The sequence below is a fragment of the Lysinibacillus sp. NPDC097868 genome (assembly GCF_044761135.1).
GTDB lineage: Bacteria > Bacillota > Bacilli > Bacillales_A > Planococcaceae > Lysinibacillus.
On sequence record NZ_JBIWBS010000001.1, the window covers coordinates 2,534,409 to 2,552,537 of the forward strand.

The 18,129-nt window shown below is 33.3% G+C and carries 22 protein-coding genes and 1 pseudogene; 5 read left to right on the forward strand and 18 right to left on the reverse strand.

The features are described from left to right. Window positions 1-37 precede the first annotated feature (37 nt). The 3 genes from ACIQXJ_RS12615 to ACIQXJ_RS12625 form a co-directional block, all read right to left on the reverse strand. Entirely contained in the window at window positions 38-544 is a 507-nt protein-coding gene (locus tag ACIQXJ_RS12615) for a hypothetical protein (protein WP_403054041.1), read from the reverse strand. Between the two features lie 157 nt (window positions 545-701). Beyond that, window positions 702-911: a hypothetical protein gene (locus ACIQXJ_RS12620; protein WP_403054044.1), complete on the reverse strand. Its 210-nt coding sequence runs from the start codon at window positions 909-911 to the stop codon at window positions 702-704. A gap of 65 nt (window positions 912-976) precedes the next feature. Continuing rightward, a complete protein-coding gene (locus tag ACIQXJ_RS12625) occupies window positions 977-1,162 on the reverse strand; it encodes a hypothetical protein (RefSeq protein ID WP_403054046.1) in 186 nt (61 codons plus the stop codon). 213 nt (window positions 1,163-1,375) lie between these two features. On the opposite strand from ACIQXJ_RS12625, the gene ACIQXJ_RS12630 reads away from it, so the two are divergent. After that, on the forward strand, window positions 1,376-1,639 hold the full coding sequence (locus ACIQXJ_RS12630; RefSeq protein ID WP_403054049.1) for a hypothetical protein: 264 nt from the start codon (window positions 1,376-1,378) through the stop codon (window positions 1,637-1,639). 29 nt (window positions 1,640-1,668) lie between these two features. Then, the gene (locus ACIQXJ_RS12635) at window positions 1,669-1,848 is read left to right on the forward strand and encodes a hypothetical protein (protein ID WP_403054052.1); all 180 of its coding nucleotides are present in this window, start codon (window positions 1,669-1,671) and stop codon (window positions 1,846-1,848) included. Between the two features lie 19 nt (window positions 1,849-1,867). Here ACIQXJ_RS12635 and ACIQXJ_RS12640 read toward each other — a convergent pair whose 3' ends face one another. The 8 genes from ACIQXJ_RS12640 to ACIQXJ_RS12675 all read right to left on the reverse strand — a co-directional run bounded on the left by ACIQXJ_RS12640 (window position 1,868) and on the right by ACIQXJ_RS12675 (window position 8,245). Continuing rightward, the gene (locus ACIQXJ_RS12640; protein ID WP_403054055.1) at window positions 1,868-2,314 is read right to left on the reverse strand and encodes a hypothetical protein; all 447 of its coding nucleotides are present in this window, start codon (window positions 2,312-2,314) and stop codon (window positions 1,868-1,870) included. Window positions 2,315-2,633: 319 nt separating this feature from the next. After that, window positions 2,634-3,881 (reverse strand): DUF4179 domain-containing protein, encoded by a 1,248-nt coding sequence (locus ACIQXJ_RS12645; protein WP_403054058.1) that lies wholly within the window; start codon window positions 3,879-3,881, stop codon window positions 2,634-2,636. Beyond that, on the reverse strand, window positions 3,878-4,378 hold the full coding sequence (locus ACIQXJ_RS12650) for a sigma-70 family RNA polymerase sigma factor (RefSeq protein WP_403054060.1): 501 nt from the start codon (window positions 4,376-4,378) through the stop codon (window positions 3,878-3,880). Before ACIQXJ_RS12650 ends, ACIQXJ_RS12645 begins: the two co-directional genes overlap by 4 nt. Window positions 4,379-4,555: 177 nt before the next feature. After that, on the reverse strand, window positions 4,556-5,599 hold the full coding sequence (locus ACIQXJ_RS12655; RefSeq protein WP_403054063.1) for a threonine aldolase family protein: 1,044 nt from the start codon (window positions 5,597-5,599) through the stop codon (window positions 4,556-4,558). 1 nt (window position 5,600) lies between these two features. After that, window positions 5,601-6,044: a MarR family winged helix-turn-helix transcriptional regulator gene (locus ACIQXJ_RS12660; protein ID WP_403054066.1), complete on the reverse strand. Its 444-nt coding sequence runs from the start codon at window positions 6,042-6,044 to the stop codon at window positions 5,601-5,603. Between the two features lie 131 nt (window positions 6,045-6,175). Next, window positions 6,176-6,724: a GNAT family N-acetyltransferase gene (locus ACIQXJ_RS12665; RefSeq protein ID WP_403054068.1), complete on the reverse strand. Its 549-nt coding sequence runs from the start codon at window positions 6,722-6,724 to the stop codon at window positions 6,176-6,178. Window positions 6,725-6,898: 174 nt separating this feature from the next. Then, complete coding sequence (locus ACIQXJ_RS12670; protein ID WP_403054071.1) at window positions 6,899-7,285, reverse strand: DUF5071 domain-containing protein; 387 nt, start codon at window positions 7,283-7,285, stop codon at window positions 6,899-6,901. An 84-nt stretch (window positions 7,286-7,369) separates the two neighbouring features. Further along, window positions 7,370-8,245 (reverse strand): LysR family transcriptional regulator, encoded by an 876-nt coding sequence (locus ACIQXJ_RS12675; protein WP_403054074.1) that lies wholly within the window; start codon window positions 8,243-8,245, stop codon window positions 7,370-7,372. 123 nt (window positions 8,246-8,368) lie between these two features. Here ACIQXJ_RS12675 and ACIQXJ_RS12680 point away from each other — a divergent pair, with 123 nt between their 5' ends. Continuing rightward, window positions 8,369-9,073 (forward strand): YczE/YyaS/YitT family protein, encoded by a 705-nt coding sequence (locus ACIQXJ_RS12680; protein WP_403054906.1) that lies wholly within the window; start codon window positions 8,369-8,371, stop codon window positions 9,071-9,073. A 185-nt stretch (window positions 9,074-9,258) separates the two neighbouring features. On the opposite strand, the gene ACIQXJ_RS12685 is transcribed toward ACIQXJ_RS12680, so the two are convergent. Further along, complete coding sequence (locus ACIQXJ_RS12685; protein WP_403054077.1) at window positions 9,259-10,173, reverse strand: DMT family transporter; 915 nt, start codon at window positions 10,171-10,173, stop codon at window positions 9,259-9,261. 28 nt (window positions 10,174-10,201) lie between these two features. Continuing rightward, window positions 10,202-10,714: pseudogene (locus ACIQXJ_RS12690) on the reverse strand (N-acetyltransferase family protein). Window positions 10,715-10,854: 140 nt separating this feature from the next. Between ACIQXJ_RS12690 and ACIQXJ_RS12695 the strand changes: the two are divergent. Next, window positions 10,855-11,775 (forward strand): LysR family transcriptional regulator, encoded by a 921-nt coding sequence (locus tag ACIQXJ_RS12695; RefSeq protein WP_403054080.1) that lies wholly within the window; start codon window positions 10,855-10,857, stop codon window positions 11,773-11,775. 517 nt (window positions 11,776-12,292) lie between these two features. Here the strand turns inward: ACIQXJ_RS12695 and ACIQXJ_RS12700 are convergent. Next, window positions 12,293-13,207, reverse strand: coding sequence for an EamA family transporter (locus ACIQXJ_RS12700; RefSeq protein ID WP_403054083.1), 915 nt, complete (start codon window positions 13,205-13,207; stop codon window positions 12,293-12,295). Window positions 13,208-13,623: 416 nt separating this feature from the next. Further along, window positions 13,624-14,130: an RrF2 family transcriptional regulator gene (locus ACIQXJ_RS12705; protein WP_403054086.1), complete on the reverse strand. Its 507-nt coding sequence runs from the start codon at window positions 14,128-14,130 to the stop codon at window positions 13,624-13,626. A gap of 177 nt (window positions 14,131-14,307) precedes the next feature. Between ACIQXJ_RS12705 and ACIQXJ_RS12710 the strand changes: the two genes are divergently transcribed. After that, window positions 14,308-14,949, forward strand: a complete 642-nt coding sequence (locus ACIQXJ_RS12710) for an FMN-dependent NADH-azoreductase (RefSeq protein ID WP_403054089.1) — start codon at window positions 14,308-14,310, stop codon at window positions 14,947-14,949. A gap of 122 nt (window positions 14,950-15,071) precedes the next feature. Here ACIQXJ_RS12710 and ACIQXJ_RS12715 read toward each other — a convergent pair whose 3' ends face one another. The 3 genes from ACIQXJ_RS12715 to ACIQXJ_RS12725 form a co-directional block, all read right to left on the reverse strand. Further along, a complete protein-coding gene (locus ACIQXJ_RS12715; protein WP_403054092.1) occupies window positions 15,072-15,320 on the reverse strand; it encodes a hypothetical protein in 249 nt (82 codons plus the stop codon). Between the two features lie 349 nt (window positions 15,321-15,669). After that, complete coding sequence (locus tag ACIQXJ_RS12720) at window positions 15,670-16,179, reverse strand: hypothetical protein (RefSeq protein ID WP_340825651.1); 510 nt, start codon at window positions 16,177-16,179, stop codon at window positions 15,670-15,672. Between the two features lie 571 nt (window positions 16,180-16,750). After that, the gene (locus tag ACIQXJ_RS12725; protein WP_403054095.1) at window positions 16,751-18,004 is read right to left on the reverse strand and encodes a DUF445 domain-containing protein; all 1,254 of its coding nucleotides are present in this window, start codon (window positions 18,002-18,004) and stop codon (window positions 16,751-16,753) included. Between the last annotated feature and the right edge of the window lie 125 nt (window positions 18,005-18,129).

The following is an 18,129-nucleotide window of genomic DNA, read 5'->3' on the forward strand; positions in this document are numbered from 1 at the left end:
ATTTCACAACATAAAAACCTGCCTATAATTGGCAGGTTTATGTTTGAGTTAGATTCTTTAAAGCATTAAAAAAATCATCTCCATTAAGGATGGTATAGTAATAAAGATATTCACTTTCACTTCCAGTTGAATCATCAAAATCTAGAAATCGAATTTGTTTTTCATTTTCAAATACATACAATGTATAATTTTTATTCAATGTAATATCTATAAGATACGCAGTTTTTTCTAATGACGTGAAACCTTTAATCTGTTTAAGTTGTAGGTTATTCAATTCATCGATGATTCTCTTTTTCTGAACTGAATCTTCTACTTTGATTGTATTAAAAGGTTCTTGTAAAGTTGCAACCACTGCTCCAATATACAAAGTTGCGTTTTCATCACTGAAGTTCGCATCTTTCATTATATCTGAAACAGTATAAATTTTTTCAGCCTCAGCCTTAAGAGCAGCATCTCTTTTTTTATTTTCATATACATCCAATCCCATTAAAACAACACTGATTACACCGACAGCAATGATTAAGAAAATTCTACGTTTCCGCATAGAGTACCTCCTCATTATATTTATTAAAATTATATCAAATTTTATATATTTTCACTCTATTTAGCTTAAAATTCTTGTAAATTCATCCTTTTTCTCTATCAATAGAAAAAAGGATGTTTTGATTTTTTATCAAAACATACCCTCTCCATCACCAATTCTACTTTTCTATTTGTGTATCTTTCTCTTTATCCATAAGTTCAAAAAAGGAAGGAAGTTGTTTAAATTCCTTTCTTTTTATCGTTGAAAGCACCATTAAAATCAGTTCTTGCTCCAAATCATTTCGATATTGCCAATCTGTTTGTCTTAACACTGATTTAATTTTTGGTGTCAACAGTTCAATAACTTCATGTTCAAATCTGCCATCCACCACTATCACCTCAGACATTTTATAATTTTTTTCGAATCATAGAGATTTATCGACTACATATCCCATCAATTTTTATGTTCGACCCCCTCCCTCTTTTCTTTTTGCAATAATAACTGTACTGCTTGGGTATTGTTATTTACTGCTTCGGTCAATAACGCTAATGACTTATCAAATTTCCAAAAGACCAATAGAAATGCCACTATTGGAAAACCAACATTGCTAATAAAATTTATTAGTATCGAATGATCCATATTAAAACCTCCTTTGTTTATATAAAGGGGTTTTTACAAGTATTTTAACAACCTTTAATATTCATAATTGATTATCCTTTCGACCATATAAAAAACTCTAAATTATCTCCCTTTCGGTAAAATTAAATTTCACTTATTGGTTGTTATTTGTGCTACCAGTTCACCTTTATAGATTGTTAGCTAACACAATAAAACTAAAAAGGAGTGCTTGATATGCCTACAGTAACGAAAGAATATATCGAAGTAAAAAAAATTAAAGGAGATCGTGACATACTTCCAATTCGACTTGCCCAAATTGCAGCAATAGATTATCTAGAAGGAAAAACAAATGCAGATCAACTCAAAACAAATATTGGAAACATCGCTTCACTTGCAGGTATTGCTTATTCGGTCTTTGGAAAAAGTAGCGCAGTCGGGGTTGCATTAGGTGTAGTTTCCTTGCTTCAAGCCCATCCCAATCACATCGAAATGGTATGATTCAAGGCCTTAAAGCAGGTAATAATGCGGTGCAACGCTTTGAGAGTGATGTAGTTAATTCATACCGCTATAGTGAAACATTCGATGTTGAGTTAGCCTTTTTAGAAGCGAGTGACTGGGCAACACAACAGCAGCTTTTCAAAGGTGTAACAGGAGTAGGTAAAATCCACGCCTTTTACGATGAAAAAGGTAATCGAATCCCAGTATAAAATAATGAGGTAGTCGAGTTTATTCGACTACCTCATTATTACTTAAATAACCTTTAACAAATGCAAATAGCTCAGAACTATCCTCAAGAATGTATTGCTTCAACATCTTAGGCCTCTCGATAATTCCTATGATATTTCTTTCATAGTCTAAAATTATTGTATAGGATTGATCTGGATTTGCTGAATAAAAGTAAATATAAGCATCCTCATTAAAAGCCGGTCTATTAGGTATTATTTTCTTTTTCATAAAGAGGCTATTTAGTATCGTGATAAATTGTTCTGTTTCCTCTTGCTCAATATAATGCGATTCTCTCAAATCAGAAATTAAAACATGATTGATGCTCGCAATATCCAATTCTGGTACTGCCTCATTAAAAGTAATTAGTGGTCTTGTGTAAAACCATATTAGCCAAATCACAACTACAATCAACAAAAACCATATTTTTTTATTGCGAATATTCATCATCCTCCGTTCCTTCCCAAAGCTCATTTTCTTTCTTAAATTATATCAAAACGCTAGCATCGGATTAAATATAAGTCTGAATATTATGTAATAAATTTAATTTGTAACATACAAGAACGATAGATTTCAGCGTTTTCTGAAAAACTCCTTCACCTCAAGCAATATTGCATATGATTTCCACCTGTTTATCAGCGATTCACGGACTTCTATCCGCGATTTCCCCAAGCTTACCCACGATTCGCATACTCCTATCCTTTAATTCTTTATTAGTCGAAAAAACAGATGTTCAAAAAGGACCTCCCCCCTTCTGAACATCTGTAATTTATTTCAACGGAATCGTAATTTCAATATTTTCCCCAATAGGATTGTAGAAATAGTCTATCATTATTTTGGCTTTACCATCGTAGTTTTTAAAGGTTTCTGTTGCGTATAGATACTCATCATCATCTGAGAACGAGCCCCCTGCAAATTCTAACACCGTGCCATCTGCTTTTAAAGCATTCTCAAAGAACATATGGCGCTCGCGATCATCCCATTTCTTTGCGGCAATTTTTAGGCTATGTTGCTCTACAGATATATCCCAATCTAAATAATCTGGTTTTGAGATTATTTCCTGTGTACCAAAATCAACTTCGATAAAATCCTCACCCTTTGGCACAGCTTGTACAGTGCCAATCTTTAACGTCAATTCCTGTGGATCATCAAAATAATTACTTTGAATATATACTGTGAATTTTCCATTGGAATTATTTCTGTAAATTGATGAGCGATTTCTAAGTGTTTCTCTACGCTCACCACTTTCCGTCACGATTGCAATATCTTCCAGTGCCAATATTTGCATTGTATTGTCTTCATCTACTTCAAAATCGAGTGCCATTTTTAATGGTGACTGGCGAATTTGTGTAATCGTAAATTTCTGACCTGCGACAACAACCGTACGATTCGCAGTAAAAACTTTTTCCTTAGCGATATCATTTTGTAAAGTAAACGGTATCGTCATTTCAATATTCCCTTTTTCTTTATCATTAAAGTGAAAAATAGCTTTAAAATCCTTTGAAGTATAGGCGATTGGCTCTGAAAAACTATATTCTACCGACGAAGAGATTGTTTGATTTTCAGCATTCATAGTAAATGAACAACCGCATTCAATTTCATCATCCCCTTGGAACAATTGCACTTTGTCCAAAAATAATTCAAATGGCGCATCCGCATCATAGTAAAGGACAAATCCCGAATAATCTGCTATAACACCTTGCAATGTAAGCGATAAGCCATCTTTATTTTGCGTCACATTGATTTCTTCATAGTAATGATTATCCACAATATCTTTTATCCCTTTATCTCTCACTACCGCTGTTACAATGGCGTCAAGGCCGGGTATTTTTGCAACATAGTTAGCAATTGTTGGCGATACGCGAATTGAAAATAAAAGACTTAAGCAACACAAAAATACGATTGCAACAGAAACGATGCGCTTTTTTGTTGTTTTTTCTCGCTTCACTTTACGCAATGCATCCATACGAATTTGGTGAAGTTTGTCCTTTGGAACGTCAATTGGTTGTTTATTCATAGCCAGTCCTCCTTTTCTTTAGCGAAGATTCTGAGCTTCTTTAATATGTGATGAAGCTTAGACTTTACAGTACCCTCAGGAATTTGATTTAGCTCGGCAATTTCTTTGTTTTTTAGTTGCTGAAAATATTTCATATAGATAAGTTGTTGCTCAGACAAGGTTAGTTGCTCTAACAATTTCTCAATATCCGAGTAAATAGCCCATTCAAATAAGTGATATTCTTCAATTTGAACGGTTTGTCGGCGTTTACGTATATGATCTTTACAACAATTGATTAAGACACGCACGAGCCATGTTCTGGCATATTCGGGCTGTTGAATGGTATGCATTCTTTTCAGTGCCTTAAAAATTAGCTCCTGCATTACGTCTAAAGCGTCTTGCTCATTTTTCATATATGTAAAAGCCATGCGAAATAAAATCTCTTCATCCATTTCAATAAGTGAAAGTATCGCTTGATGATCGCCACGTATAGCACGCTGTGTGATTTCTAATTCCATGCTTTTCGCCTCCTTCCCTCATTAGACTGTAAAATACTTCATTTCGTTCAAAAATTTTTAAAATATTTATCATTTTAACCTTTCCATAAATAAAAAGAATCCATTTTAAAATTTCTTCAAAATGGATTCCTATGTAATAAAAACTTATATATTGATTTTTAACAAAACATCAAAGGCTTAGCTATTTTCTAATTTTCTAATATCTTCAATCAGTATTTCAACATCTTCCTTTTTAGTTGCCCAGCTAGTACAAAATCTTACAACACTTTGCGTAGCATCGAACTGTTCCCAAAAGGAAAATGAATAGTTCTTACCTAATTTAGTTAACACATCATTCGGTAAAATAGGAAACTGTTGATTTGTTTTCGAATCGTATCTTAATGAATAACCTTCTTCAACAAATGCTTCTCGGATCATCATCGCCAGTTCCACAGCATGATTAGAAATCTCATAGTATAAGCCATCTTCAAACAACGTTTCAAACTGGATTCCTAACAATCTCCCTTTAGCGAGCATGCCGCCTTTTTGTTTGATAAAATAGCGAAAATCTTTTTTAAGGTTATCATTAATTATGACGACCGCTTCCCCGAACATTGCGCCTACCTTCGTTCCACCGATATAGAAGACATCACAAAGTCTAGCGATATCTGCTAATGATAGATCGCTGTCTTTAGAAACGAGACCGTATCCTAATCGAGCTCCATCCATAACTAATGGCAAGCCACTTTGACGGCAAACTTTGCTTAATTCCTCTAATTCAGATTTACTGTAAGTTGTCCCATTCTCACTAGGATGAGATATGTAAACTAAGCCTGGCTGAACCATATGCTCATGCGTGACATCATTCCAATGCGCATCATATAATTCTTTAACTTGTTGCGCTGTAATTTTGCCATCATCACTCGGTAAAGTCAGCACTTTATGACCAGTGGCTTCAATTGCCCCTGTCTCATGCACTGCAATATGACCCGTAATTGCAGCAACTGCACCTTGATGTGGGCGTAAAATGGACGCGATAATCGTCGTATTCGTTTGTGTTCCTCCAACTAAGAAATGCACATCTGCATTTTCGATACCACACGCTTTTTGGATATAAGTTCTGGCTTTTTCACAATGTTCATCCATACCATATCCAGGTGTCTGCTCTTCATTTGTTTCAATTAATCGGTTCAGAATGCGCTTATGAGCACCTTCTGCATAATCACTTTCAAAACGTATCATTTTATATTTCCTCCAACATATTTAATTTCTTTTGAATCATTAACATAGAGGCATGTATTTCTTTCATCTCCATTGGTGACAAACCTTGCAGTAAATTCACGATCTGTTCATCAGATTTCTCATTGAGTAGATCAAATAAAGCAAGCCCTTTAGGTGTCAATCGAATCAATTTTGTTCTGCTATCCATTGTCGATGATTCCTTACTAATTAGTCCATCATTACTAAGCTTAGTAATGATTCTGCTCATGTAACTGCGATCAATATTTAGATTTTCAACTAAATTGTTTGAAATACACTGTTCCAACAAACCAATCTCAACAATTACTCGTGCCTCTGTAAAAGAATAACCGGTATCCAAAACATGTTTATCTAATAATCCAAGTATATTCGTATAAAACCGATTGAATTGCCGTATATCAGCGATGATATTATCATTTAAGTTCATATTCGCCTTCCTTTATTTGTGGACTATGTCAACAAATATTAATGAATTTAGTGGACAATGTCAACATTTTTTGAAGTAATAAGGTATCATTTGTTCAATAAAAAAAGAGCTGCTTATGCAACTCAATGGTTTTAATTTGCTTTTATAAAGTAGACTAGGTGATCTGTCCATTTGTCGTTCTCGTAGATGAAACCTTTCCTTGTGCATTCATAGACCATTCCAACACTTTCTGCCAATTTTATAGACGGTATATTATCAATATTTATGTGAGCTTCTATTCGATGATAATTTAACTTTTCAAACGCTAAATCAATCGCTGCTTTTACAGCCTCTTTACCATAACCTTGTCTCCAAAATTGGTTATGGAGCGTATAACCGAATCTAGCCCATTGAAATTCTCTCCTCATAATTGTCGAAAAATCTATAAAGCCCATATGAGTATTATCGACTTTTCTAAACACGCCAAATATATATACTTTGTCATCAACAGCCATTTGAAAATGTTCTGTAACTAAATCATGAAACCATTCTTTCGTACAAATGCTCATATCTATTTTACCTTCATCGTATTTATGCTGAGAAGGTAAACGATTTTCATATTGGGTAAGCCAAGTAGAATAATCTTCCTCTTCTATAATTCGAATAACTAATCTTTCTGTTTCGGTTTTTATCTTATTCAATCCAACACCTCATCTAGAAATATTTTCTATTAGGAATAAAAGTTCTCCTGAAAATCGATAAATCCTTCTTCCATAAAACTAATCCTTCACAGACAAAAAATTGACCCCGCGATAGTGAAGCCCATTCATATAAGTCGTCGATTTATTTTCTAAGTAGTGATAAACCTCATTTTTTCAGAGTGTCTCTAAAATTCCTTTTGCAATTTCATCAAGTTCTTCTGCAAGCTCAACTTCTGTAGGGGTTTCGGCCACCCTCGTTAAATATTCTTTAAACTGAACTCTTGACTCTAATGGCAATTCAAAAACTAAAAAATGAAGAATAAACCACTTCCAGCTATCATCATCTGAAGATAAAACAGCTTGCACATGGGGGACAATTTCCTTGGGGAAAGTTAATAAAATTTCCAATACACCAAGAGCAACTGGCCAGTTCATATCCTGCGTAAATACGAGTAGCTCTGGCAATAAAGACACTAGTATATTTCTATCCAGTTTTTTAATTTCTTCAACCTTATCGACATCATGTTTATTTCTTGGGAGGAAAACTTCAAACTCTTCCAAATCCAACACTCCTATGGTTCTTATTCATAGCAATTATTATTGCACTAGACTGCTTCGGTAACTGGGAGCTATAATCGCAGTTAATTAATCAACCATTTCCCAAAATTGAAATGCCGCTTTGGAAACTTGTTGGCCCTTTAATTTAACTAATACAGGCTCTAGATGAAAATCAAATTGTTTCAATTCAAAAAGCGTTGTATGTTCTAAAAATGGGGATGTGTAATCTATTCTTGGAATAACGGATAATCCTAATCCTCTACTAACAAGTGCCTCAACCATCCTCAAATCTTTACACTCGATAATGATATTTGGCTTAACATGCTGTTCATCAAATACTTTAAAGAGGTCTTCATGGAAGGAGAGACCTTCCATTGATCCTAGCATTATGAATGGAAACTGGGCAATCTGTTCAATCGTCACATGCTGTGCTGAAAACGATGTTGCCCAACTTTTTGGGATAATCACAGCGGTTGGGTGTTCTTTTAATTTTTTCATCTCATACTGTTCGCTATTGCCCAAACGTAAAAGTAAGGCAACATCAATTTCTCTTTGTTCTAGTCTTTTTAATAATTCTTCTGAATTTCCTGTTACTATATTCATCTTAACATTCGGATATTGTGTTCTAAACATACTGACATAGTCAATAAGCATGTTCGAACATGAAGATGATACACCGATACTTACTGTACCTCCTATACCTTGTTCAATTTCTTGAATTCTCTGCTTTACATCTTGAATTTGCATTAGCATTTGATTGGCATACTGATAGAGTATGTCACCTGTTTCTGTAAGCTCCCATTTTTGACGATATCGATGAATTAATGTAGTGCCAAGATCATTTTCAAGCTTTTTTAACAACTGACTAAGCGGTGGCTGCGCGATATGTAGCACTTCTGCTGCTTTAGAAATACTTCCTTGTTTCACAATTTCTTTGAAGTAATATAGTTGTCGAAAATCCATTTCATCTCTCCGTTATATGTTTTTTAATATGATTAGTTTATCATATATATATTTTTCATATCTTGAATTTGGCATTATAATTCTATATATAGTGCTTATATTAAATAGGAAGTGAGAGATATGATGAATCATCAGATTAAAACCTTGAAGCGTATCATCTTGTACGTGCTCGGGTTATTTTTTATGTCGATTGGTATTAGCCTGTCGATTCAAGCAGGATTTGGCGTATCGCCTGTGTCATCATTAGCATATGCAAGTACACTAACGACTGGTTTATCGGTTGGTGTGACAATGGCACTGGCAAATGTTTTATACATTATTATTCAAGTAATCATCAGTAAACGAATGGAGTTAACTGAATTTGCAGGTCAATTCATAATTTCATTTTTATTTGGGTTCTTGATGGATGCTGCGCTCTCTGTTGTACAACTTTTCCCCACACCTGAAACCTTCTTTACTCGAATTGTTTTTTTAATTAGTAGCTTATTTGTTATAGCAGTCGGCTTAATGGGCTATACAACTGCCAAACTTCCATTAATGCCGTACGATGCGTTAACTTACGCAATTAGCGAAAAATTTAATATAAAATTTGGTAAAGCAAAAATTTCTATCGATTTCATAAATATTTGTGTAGCTGGTGCAATCTGTGTAATTTTCATTCATTCATTAGGCTCAATCGGAATCGGTACACTTATTGCCGCCTATTTTATCGGCAAAATTTTAGGTTGGATACTACCAAAATATCAACCAACTCTTCATCAGTGGATATTTAAAGCAGAGAAGACTTCCCATGGAATTATACAGAAAAAGGGGAATGCGTCATTGTAGATGTACATTTAGTAAATGGGCATATTTTATTTCAATGCCAAGCCATTATGTAGCACAAAATCTACACGACAGAAGTTGAAAGGATGGATGGGAGAGGAAGGTCGATAAACTATGATGCCTTGAGCCCTTGTAATTATTCATTTATTTAATTTCCAATAGTTCAGGCACCTATAGTTTGCATCTCATTAATTTTGAACGCTTTGATTTGCGACTATATCTTTTGTCGTATCACTCTTTTTTGTATAGTATGAAAACAAAAAACATCCCCCTATTGCTATGACACTCCCTATCCCTTGTATCCAACTCATTTTTTCACCTAATAGTAGAAAAGCTAAAATGGCAGTAAATATTGGATTAAAATTTAGGAAAACGCCTGATGTTGTTGAACCTATATTGTAAACACACATATTCCAAAATAGCATACATACGACTGTTGCTAATACGCCTGTATAAAGAAGCCCACCAATGAAAGAAGTATCTATATGGGAAACAGTAAATCTAGGTATGCTTATTGGGAAAAGCATTATTAGTCCAAAAATAGCTGAGTATAAAGTAGACATTAAAGCCGAAGTTTTGGCCATAGCCCACTTACTACAAATTGTATAAATTCCCCATATACATACTGCAGCAAGCATCCACAAATCTCCTGTATTAAACTTCAATGATAACAAGTAGTCTATTTTCCCTTTTGATAGTACAAGAATGACACCACAAAAGGAAACACTCATTGCAACAATTTGTAGCATATTCAATTTCTCTTTCAAAAATATAGCTGAACAAGCAGCGATGGAAATCATATTTAAAGTTGATATTAAGCCAACATTTGTTGCAGTTGTCTGCTCTAATGCTAAAAACTGTAGAAGGTTAAATAGAACAACACCTGTTAACCCCATTAAAACTAAAGGAAGTATTGCATTTTTTGGAGGCAAAATCTTTTTTTCTTTCCACCATACAATAGGCACAAGACAAATGACTGCAATCATCCACCTCAAAGTCGTCAGGGTGATAGGTGAAGCATGTTCAACAAGCGTTTTACTAACTACAAAACTTCCTGCCCATAATAAACAAGTTGAAAGCAACAAGACATAATACTTCTTCACCTTGGATTCCCCCTTCTTCCAAACAGATTTATTCTTCTACAGGTTCTTTAGGACCTTGCAACTCTAATTGATAAAAATCTAAATCTAGCCAACTATTAAATTTATAACCTGCTTTTTTAATAGTACCAGAATAGACAAAGCCAAAGTTTTTATGCATATCAATACTTTTTTCATTTTGAGCATCAATTCCAGCAATTAGAGTCATGTATTCTCTTTCCGTTGCAATAGCTATTAAGTCTTGAAGCAATGCCGTTCCAATTCCATTTTTTCTATAGTTTTTATCTACATAAATAGAATGCTCAATCGAATATTTATAAGCTGGCTACGCTCTAAAAGGACCAAATGTCGCAAAGCCTACCACTTTTTTATCTAGCTCATATACGAGTATTGGATTTCCCTCCTGCATCTTTTGGTCATACCAACTTTGTCTATTTTCCAGAGTTTGGGGTTTATATGTGTATACAGCAGTCGTATGGAGAATTGCATCATTATAAATGTTTAAAATGTCCATTAAGTCCTTTGGCGTTGCTTCTCTTATCATGTTTTTTCTCCCTTTCTTTTTCGCTTTATTTGTAATCCTCCTTTTATATTAAATCTCTTCATTCATAAGGTAAAATTGAACTTTTTATCCCCTTGCTATAGACTAAAGTTATAGCAAGAAAAAGAAGAGTGGGTGAGGAAATGACATTTCAGCAATTTCGTTATCTTGTAGAGATTGCCAAACATAATTCAATTAGTAAAGCCGCTTCAGCACTTTTCGTAACACAACCTAGTATTAGTAAATCAGTGCGTGATTTGGAGTCAGAGCTAGGGATTATAATTTTAGATCGAACGAACAAAGGGGTTGTTTTTACAAAAGAAGGAACTGAGTTATTGTTTTATGCAAAAATGCTTCTGGAACAAACGGAGGCTGTTAAACATCATTTTGATAAAGACAAGAAAATTGGCCTAACGAAGTTTTCTATTTCATCACAACATTATAGCTTTGCAATTGAAGCTGTTGCGAATTTAATGGAACATTTTAAAGAACGAAAATATGAGCTGGCAGTTCGTGAAGGTAAATCAACAGACGTTATTGATGACATCTATTCAAGCAGAAGTATTATTGGTATTTTATCTGTCAGCGAATTAAATAAACACTTTTTTGAGCGTCATTTCATCTCCAAAGCTTTACTATTTACTCCACTAGCTTCATTGAAGCAGCATGTCTTTTTACGCAAAGAACATCCTTTAGCTCATTATCAAACGATTACATTGGAACAATTACGAGACTATCCTTATTTAAGCTATCAGCAGGATGATATGCTTTTACATTTTGCAGAAGAAACGATTCCTGTCCAAAATATTGAAAAGCTAGTCTATGTGACAGATCGCGGCACGATGAATAACCTCTTATCTAATACGAATGGATATAACCTTGGAACAGGTTGCATCGTGAATAATTATATGAACCCCAACGTCATCTCGATTCCGTTAGAAGAAAGTCATCTAATTCAAGTAGGATATGTGAAGCGAAATGATGTATTTTTGCCAGAAGAGCTTCTGATATATCTCGACTTTGTAAAATTAGCATTGGAAAAATCGATGCCTAAAGAAAATTAAAGCGCTCTTTCTTTTACTGAAAGAGCGCTTTAAGGTACATAAAGCCCCAGTTAGTTGTATTTATCCTTCTTTACTTGTAAATTAGAGCCTTTGGCATATAGGTAGTTTCACCTACTACAATTTCTTTTGTTTCTACATCATAAATGGTATCTATCTCTAAATTCATTTGAGCATTTTTATCATTTCAATGCAGGTGGAAATGCTAATTCAATCGCTTATTCCTCATAATGTTCCGTAAGGATAATTTGATATCTCATTGAATTCATATTCATAAACTTTCTTGCATCTACAAATAACAAGAAGAAATACAGAAGGATTGAAATATATGAAAAAAATAATACTCGTTCCTTTTAATGACTCTCCTTATCATAAAGTCTGCTTTTGCAAAATAAAATAGAGCATATCTACCTCAAGATTAACCCCCGAGTGAATTAGGTCCATCTATCCTTGAAACAATGTCTACACATGGAAAAGAGCAATTAATCACATCTGAACGAATTGAAAAAATTATATCACTCTAAAGCTCAGTTGTTTCATAGCGAAAACGAGTTAGCCTCTTCTCTTTTCGTACTTCTAGCACTTGAGGTATAAAAATCCCTAACAAAATACAAACAATACCAAACCATTGCAAAGGAGAAACGACTTCATGAACAAGTGTAATAGACGCGATAACCGCTGTTGGTAGTTCAACAGCTCCTAAAATTGTTCCAAGGCCTGTACCTACTTTTGGTATACCAACGGAAAAACAGATGACTGGTATTACGACACCAAAGAAACCAAGAATTAATGCATATTTCCATAATCCAGCCTGCAGTGTACCATCAATCAAGTATGTCGGGGGGAAAACTAAGCAAACAAAGAGCGTTGCACTCGTTGTCATTAGAAAGCTTTTTGAATAGATTGGTACTTCGGTGGAAACACGACCACTTGCAAATATATAGAGTGAAAAGGTTATAGCAGCTAGTAATCCAAAGATTATTCCTTTAATAGATAATTGCTGTCCTAATCCTTCAAATACCCCTCCAGCAAACAACGTTCCTACAAATAAGATAATAATCGAAATGATCTTTTCACGACTCGGAACAGTTTTATTAGCAATTGCTTCAATTAGAACGCCCATCCATGTGAATTGGAATAACAACACAATAGCAATTGATGCAGGTAGTTCTTTTACAGAAAGCCCATAAAAGATACTTGTTAAACTCATAGTTATCCCAACTGCTAACAGTGATAATATATTTTTCAAAGATACTTTATGACGAGAAAAACAAATAACAAGTAATAATAGTCCAAACCAGCCAAATACATATTGTCCACCTAAAAGTTCAGGAAAGGTAAATCCATTTGAAAATCCAACTTTAAGAATAGAAGATAGGACCCCATAGCTACAGGCACCTAATAAAACCACTAAAGAAAACTTCAATTTTTCCAAAAAAAATCCCTCCAAAAAATAAAAAATCTCGTCGTCTATAAATAGACGACGAGCGAATGAAACAGAGCTAAAACTCTACAAAATTCCGCCACTCACGAACTCGTGAGTGTTTGCTTATAAAATTAGGACAATTATATGCAAATATTTTCTAAGTGTCAACACTATTTGAGTTTTTTTGCACTTTAAACAGTATTTCTCAATCGCTTTAACATAATAATTGATGAACAAATTTCATCAACGTTTTATTTATTAGCAAATACCAAACTCCATGTTTGAAAAAGTTTGATCAATTAAAGGAGCCGTGTACAACTATAGCACTTAAGTACTCCCTTCACAATCTAACTATCAGAATTTTGTTTGTACATAAAATTGTTTACGACCCAAGAAAACGATAAAATGTGCCTTAAGTCAACATATCAACTAGTACCTCTCTTAATAAAATAATTTCTTGAATCTTCTCTCATTTTTTCTGATAACACTGAATCGAGCTCCTGATTCAACCAATCAAGTGTCTTTTTTTGAAGAAATAAACGCATTTGATTTTCTGCTTCTAACATAACCATGTTAATCGTACAAGTAGAGTTAGTTGTACACGATTGGCATTTTTCATCGTCTTGATACATCACATTATTTTTTAAGATATTTTTGCATTGAAAAATTGGTTTGATACCTTCAACTGCCCTAATTACATCCCAAAAAGAAATATTATTAGGTTTCTTAGCTAGTTTATAACCCCCATTCACCCCTGGAACAGAGATTACAATGCCAGCCTTTGATAACTTACTGAAAACTTTCGATAAATAGGTTTCTGATAACCCTTGAAATTCTGCTAAATCTTTAATTCCAATTGTTTCATCAGAAGGTATATCGATCAAATACACCAAACTGTGTAAAGCATATTCCACCATTACACTATACTTCATATTTATTCACCTACTCCTATAAGAAGATATTTTAATATTTCGCATAGAAAAAAACAATAAGTCCACATCATTGACGGAAAAAGAAAAAAGCTATATATTAATTACAGACAAATTTTATCCACGATTAATATTGTCTGCAATTGCTATTATATAGGAAATTTTAGGAGGAACACAACTTTGAGTAAACTTTTAGTCATCAATGCACATCCTGAATTCGATTCTACAACTTCCGTTAGTTTAATTGGTTTACGAAATTTTATGAACTTTTATCAAGAAGAAAATTCTGATGAAGAAATCATTGAGCAAATAAATTTATATGACGATTATATTCCTCAGTTGGATAAAACTATTTTCGACGCTTGGAATAAACAAGCAAACAATGAAGTGCTAACTGATGACGAAATAAATGCTATCACACGTATGAATGAGTTAGTCCAACAATTTAAAAGTGCCAATAAGTATGTCATAGCTTATCCATTGCACAACTTCAATGTGCCTTCAAAATTGAAAGATTATATGGATAATATTTTGATTGCTAGAGAAACATTCAAATATACTGAAAACGGTTCAGTTGGATTGTTAAATGATGGTCGGAGTATGGTTATTATCCAAGGAAGTGGTTCTATTTATACTAATAACGATTGGTATACAGAAGTAGAGTACTCCCATAAATATTTGAAATCTATGTTTAATTTTATGGGTATAGAAGATTATAAAATTATGCGTGTTCAAGGTTCTTCTATAATAAATCGTGAAGAACTTTTGAAAAATGCTTCAAAAGAAGCCCAGCAATTGGCTTCGCAATTAGCTAAAAAATAGAATTTTAAAAGGGAAGAAAGCGATATTTTTCGCTTCTTCCCTTTTTACTAATATCTTTCAGTAATATTTTTGGACAGTTACTCATTTATGGCTCTTGGACCCCATTTGTTGAATAAGAAAAATTAGTCTTGATAGCAAGTCTCATAATCATCTTTCATTAACAAAATTTTACAAGCCAACCCATTTTCGTGATAAATCTCTTTTTCAACTTTTAATTCGATACTTCTATTTGAATTCGGAAAATTAGGTTTATCATTAAGAATGTACAGGGTATCTGTATCGAGCCACATCCTAGAAAAATTACTTTTTGCATCACTATAATAAATAATTTGTACTTTATCATTCTCAATATTATTTGTAATTCCACCCATACATTAACACCACCTGCTGCACCACCAAATGGCTCGTAATAAGTATTAGCAGTATACTTTTCTGTAGGGGATATAACAGGGCCTGGTCCCTTTTGGACGAATTCTCTGTCTATTTCACTAAATGTAAAAAATATGTTTCATATAGATAAATGGACGAAACTAAAGCGATCCCAGATAGCGTTGCCAACAGCATTTTTTTAGGAAAAGGTTTCTTTTTAATGAAGGCAATTATTATGTTAGTACATAAAATTAAAAATAAAATAATAGTTATAAATGCAATTAAGAGACCGAATAAAATTAATATAATAATCCCTCTTCCATAAATACGTCGATACTTTCAAAATAAGCGTTAATTTAATGGGTATTTAATCTTTTTATTTAATTCTTCTGCTTGATTTATAAAGGTATCCATATCAGCGCGTATAGTCATATTTAATCCTAATCCTACGTCACGAAGTGTTTCCCGCAACTCTTCAAAATTCTTTTTATCCTCTTCAGTTAACTCAGCAAAACTATATAATTTATCATTAGGATATTGTTTTAATGTGGAATATAAGTGTTCAAGAATGTAATTGTCACTATTAGAGAGCATTCCTAATTGTTTTCCAGTATTCATACCTAGCCAAATACCATTCAATACATCTCCTAATTCCGTTGTAACCAAATTGGGATTTGACCAATTATCTTGAATCTGATTATCTATTAAACCTTCAAGTTCTACTAAATTATGTTGTACTTCCGTAACGAGAACTTGCTCTTTAACAAAGTTCATCTTTATTATTCCCCAAGCTATTATTGCGATAAGGAAAATGTTCAAACCTAATGAAATTCGAAATAGTACTTTTTTCTTTTTAGTCAATTTTCTTCTTCCCTCCTCAATAAATTTTATCATAAATTATTAAAGTGTTTTGCCCCGCTAGTTCAATAATAAAAAAAGAGCTGCATATGCAACTCAATGTTCTACAAGTAAAGCCCTTGTTAGTATAAGTATAGTTCTTCACATACATAAAAATAGAAAGTAAAAAAGAATCAAACTTAATTTTAATTAATACTTTAGCGTCATTAAGCCCAACTGCATATCCCATCAACTCCCCTCGATTTTCCATTCCCCCTTCACCTGAAGTCCAAAATCTCGAAAGAACTCTTTTGCGAAATCAAATTGAAATTTGAATTACACTTTATATTTGCAAATGAAAAACATTCTGCAACTCATCTGTAATTGACTCAATATTTTTTATTATTTATAAAGACCACCTTATAACAACTCTTTTATTTACATTTCTCCATTTTCCCTTTTCAGCTAACTTGCTTCGTCAACACAAGAAGCGATTGCTTTAATTGAACAATCGCACTCTGTTAGTTGAAGAAGGAAATGAAATCTTACTACAGTATTCGGTAACGTTGTACTAGGAGATCTTTAATAATTTATCTTATAACATCATTTTCAAAATCGTTAAGATAATGCCTATGATAAATCCGCATACAGCTCCATTCACTCGTATCCATTGTAGATCCTTACCAATGTTATTTTCCATCATATTAATAAGTGTTTTGTTATCCAATTTTTCCAGATTTTCTTTCACAAGAACGCCTATTTTTGAATGGTTCTTATCAAGATAATATATAATTTGATTTTGAATCCAATTTTCAATACTTTCCATTTTCTGAGGTGTTTCTAGTATGTTATTTATAAAGCTTCGAATAAATGAAATGATATACCTTTCAATAAATTCTTCATCTTCAGCTAGAACTATCAACTTTTTCTGTAGTTGCTGTAAAATCTCAGTAATTTGATCTATCGAGCTCCAATTGTTTACTTGTGTATCCTTCCAATTATTGATCTCAACCATTAAATCTTCCTTAGCATGTAAGCCTTCTAACTCTTCGCGAACTCGGGAAAGAATCAACTGCCTATATGGGTTATCATCTCTTTGTAAAAGAGTGATTCTTGTAAGAATAAATGGTTGAAGCATATTCCCTAGCTTTTCCTCATTTACTAAATTGCGAAAAGAACTAATAGCCAACTTTAAAAAGCCCTCTGCTTCGATATTATCAAGTAATTGTTTGGCTATTACTCCTATTTTTTGCTTAGTCTCTTCTTTTGACATCCACTTTTCAACTTCAGTCAAGCTATAGTTCAAAGCTTTTTCATCTAATTTTCCGTTTAGTGCTAGGGTAATTGTAGATTGAAGAATTTTTTCTACTTTTAAAGTGTGAAGATATTCCTTTACCTCTTTTTCAATAAATGGAGCTACTTTTTCTAAATTTGCAAGGCTGATAATCTCCTTAAGAATCGAACTAATTTTTCTTTTCAAAGTTACTGCTGACAATTCTTTCTCCGCAATTTGTATGAGTTTATCTGCAAAATGAATTTGTTTGATTTTCTCTATAATGCTTTCTTTAGTCAGCCAATCTTTTTCAAGCATGGATATAAGAGCATTAATCATTCTATCTCGGTTTTTTGGAAGCAATGCGGTATGTGGAATGGGGATACCCATGGGATGGCGAAAAAGAGCTGTAACAGCAAACCAATCTGCCAGTCCACCAACTAGTCCTGCCTCAAATCCACCTTGCAATAATCGACCCGTAATAGTTTCTTGAAAAGGAATCGTTATAAGAAAACCTGCACCCATAACACCTAAAGAAATTTTCGCTAAATAATTTGATGTTTTTCCGTTTTTCATCAATGTAATCAACCTTTTAAATTATTCTTGATACAAATTTGATTGTATTAGATTTTGAATTTTAGAATTTACTTTTGTCGTTTTTTCCTCTTGTTAATAAAAACTGCACTTCCTTATAATATTGT